The 3,319-nt window shown below is 36.1% G+C and carries 3 protein-coding genes; all 3 read left to right on the top strand.

Annotated features, from left to right (window positions below; genetic code table 11):
* Positions 1-141: 141 nt before the first annotated feature.
* Genes BMX83_RS10485 through BMX83_RS10475 form a run of 3 tightly spaced genes read left to right on the top strand, consistent with a single transcriptional unit; the run spans position 142 to position 3,003 of the window.
* Positions 142-1,320 carry a glycosyltransferase family 4 protein gene (locus BMX83_RS10485; RefSeq protein WP_091636808.1) on the top strand — a complete coding sequence of 393 codons (1,179 nt, stop codon included), beginning with the start codon at positions 142-144 and terminating at the stop codon, positions 1,318-1,320.
* A gap of 21 nt (positions 1,321-1,341) precedes the next feature.
* The gene (locus tag BMX83_RS10480) at positions 1,342-1,995 is read left to right on the top strand and encodes a TVP38/TMEM64 family protein (RefSeq protein ID WP_091636806.1); all 654 of its coding nucleotides are present in this window, start codon (positions 1,342-1,344) and stop codon (positions 1,993-1,995) included.
* A 12-nt stretch (positions 1,996-2,007) separates the two neighbouring features.
* Complete coding sequence (locus tag BMX83_RS10475; RefSeq protein WP_091636804.1) at positions 2,008-3,003, top strand: LTA glycolipid anchor biosynthesis glycosyltransferase, IagA/BgsA family; 996 nt, start codon at positions 2,008-2,010, stop codon at positions 3,001-3,003.
* Positions 3,004-3,319 lie beyond the last annotated feature (316 nt).

The following is a 3,319-nucleotide window of genomic DNA, read 5'->3' as shown; positions in this document are numbered from 1 at the left end:
TTAAAACTTTTTTCCATTTTAGTGAAAACTATTTGTGATTCTTTACACAATTAAGCAATGGGATGAGTGGGTAGTTTTATGCAACACTAGTGATACTTACTATATAATATAGACAAACATTCTCTGAGAGGAGATTTTATCATGAGAATACTACTAACGACTGATTTATATAAACCCGCCATCAACGGGGCTGTAACTTCAACCGTTTCACTTAAGAAATCATTGGAAGACTTAGGACACGAAGTCCGCGTATTAACGCTAGCTGATAACGGGTATATCAACAAAACAGAGCACATTTATGCCGTTTCATCTGTTAATGCCAATAAAATTTATCCTGGCGCCCGCGTGACGTTATTCTCGGACCGAGCAATAATGCATAATATTATGGATTGGCGTCCAAATTTAATCCATACGCAAAGTGAGTTCAGTACATTTCGTATGGCTAAAAAAATCGCACACTATCTAGATATTCCGATTGTTCACACTTACCACACGATTTATGAAGACTACACCCACTACTTTTCACCCAGCAAAATAACAGGTCGTAAAATAGTATCCCTTCTTACAAAGCGTGTTTTAAGCGACGTAGAAGCTGTTATAGCACCGACTCAAAAAGTGGACAATATCCTTGAAAACTATGGTGTCACTCAACCGATATCCGTTATACCAACTGGTATTCAATTGGAAAGATTCCAGAATCCTATTTCATCAGAAGAACGCCAAGCGATTCGCGCAGAATACGGCATTCCAGAAGATACTTTCTTGTTAATTTCACTCGGACGATTAGGTAAAGAGAAAAACATCGAGGAAATTTTATCTTTCTTATCGTTCATCAAACAAAAAGTACACTTCTTAATCGTAGGTGACGGACCAAATCGTGAAAATCTCATCAATAAAGTTGACAAACTAGGATTGAATGATTACGTTCATTTTGCAGGTATGGTCAGTCCTTTAGAGGTAGCCAAATATTATCAAGTTAGCGATCTCTTTGTCTGTTCATCAACTAGTGAAACACAAGGGCTAACGTATATCGAAGCTCTTGCAAGTGGAATTCCAGCACTTTGTCGTGCCGATGAATCAATTGAAAATGTAATTATAAACGGTCAAAACGGCTATCAATATCATCATTTCAAAGATTTTGAAGCAGGCTTGTACGCATTGATGTTAAATAAAGACCTTTATACTAAAATGGCTAATGAATCCACAAAGTTTGTTGCTCAATTCTATTCTTCTCAAGCGTTTGGTCGCCAAGTGGAGATGGTTTACGAACAAGCAATGGAAAGCTATCATAATCAACAGTTATTGGAAATGCAAAAGTAATTTCAAAGGAGAATCATTGTTATGGAGCGCTTAAATGACAAATACAAGATTCGTTCATTTTTGAAATCCAGTTCGATTTCAAAAGAGAGCTTCGCACGTGTACTGTTAAATAGTTTGAATATTTTAGGTGTTTTATTAACTATCTATGGTATTTTTTGGGGTTATAAACAACAAATCTTTACATCTGAAGACGCTTTAAGAAGCTTATTAGAAAGAATGGGCTCTGCTGCACCAATTGGATTTATTCTGATTCAAATTATACAAACCGTTGTACCAATTATTCCAGCTGCGCTAACAATCCCCATGGGTGCGTTGATTTTTGGTATGGGATATGGTTTTTATCTAAATTTCATTGGCATTATGATCGGATCGATTATTAATTTTATTCTAGCTCGTAAACTCGGTCGTCCTTTTGTGGAGTTACTTGTTGACCAAAATAAATTTCAAAAATATACACGCTGGTTGGATGATGAAAAACGATTTAATAAGATATTTACATTCGGGATGTTTTTTCCGTTGTCGCCAGCTGATTTACTCTGTTATATTGCAGGTCTTTCAAAAATATCCTTTAGACGCTACTTAATTACACTTAGTTTAGGGAAGCCTCTGACTCTTTTTCTTTATTCTTTCGGTACGACGACCCTATTAAATTTAGCGTTTCAAGTGATGAGTTAAGGTAGGGATTAAATGATTATTTATTTATGTAGTGATGCAATGGCTTTAATTAATCAAAGCGGTGTCGGGCGTGCAATTGAACACCAGCAGATGGCACTCAAATCTGCTGGCATACCATACACAATGACTGAGGAAAAAACACATGATGTCATCCATATTAATACTGTTTTCCCGAGCTCTTACATTCGGGCTAAAAAGGCTAAAAAGAATGGGATTCCTGTTGTTTATCATGCTCATTCAACGGAAAATGATTTTAAAAATTCTTTTTTCTTCGCGAATGCATTGGCTCCTCTAACCGGTTGGTGGTTTAAAAAATGTTACGAAACAGCCGATTTAATCTTAACACCCTCTGAATATTCCAAAATGTTGCTTGAAGAATGGCAAATGAAGCCCCCAATTAAAGTCATATCTAATGGAATTGATCTTTCTTATTGGCAAAGCACCCTGGACGAGCAAAAAATGTTCCGTGAAAAATTTGGGATTCAAGCAGAAGACAAATTAATTATCTCAGTAGGCCTTCAAATCAAGCGCAAAGGGATTCTAGATTTCGTTGAAATGGCCAAGCGGATGCCTGAATATCAATTTATATGGTTTGGCTATACCGATCCTAAATTGTTATCTCGTGAAATAAAAGAAGCCATTCAAACAGATTTGCCGAATCTTCAATTTCCTGGATACATCGACCGAAACGAAGTTCGTATTGCCTATCAGGCTTGTGATTTATACCTTTTTCTAACCCACGAAGAGACAGAGGGTATCGTCCTTTTAGAAGCTTTAGCCAGTAAAGCTAATACGATTGTTCGAGATATTCCTGTCTTTAATCCGGATTATATCGACCGAAAAGATGTCTATAAAGCTAATTCCTTGGATGATTTCATTCATTTGACGAGAGGAATTCTCGACGAGAAATTACCTTCCTTAGTCGATACCGGTTACCAAAAAGTTTCAGAAAAAAGGATTGATAAAATTGGGCAACAACTCAAAGAACACTATCAATCTGTTTTATAGAATTGAATAAACACTTTATTTGAATTTACCCAAAATTTTACGGTTTCATAGATAATAACAAAAGCCCGAGGTATTCACATGTGGAAAACATGGAAGCCTCGGGCTTTTAAACTATCCACAGCGTAAATCTGTGGACTAATTTCGCCCTGTTGCATGGTATAATTGAATCACCAAAAAACAAAAATACAGAACAGGAACTGAGGTTATGTTACCATGAATTCTCACTAGTGTTGCATAAAACTACCCACTCATCCCATTGCTTAATTGTGTAAAGAATCACAAATAGTTTTCACTAAAATGGAAAAAAGTTTTAATT

This window comes from Alkalibacterium gilvum (assembly GCF_900109085.1).
GTDB classification, from domain to species: domain Bacteria; phylum Bacillota; class Bacilli; order Lactobacillales; family Carnobacteriaceae_A; genus Alkalibacterium; species Alkalibacterium gilvum.
The sequence above is the reverse complement of the archived record's forward strand: the minus strand, read 5'-3'. Positions and strand labels throughout refer to the sequence as shown.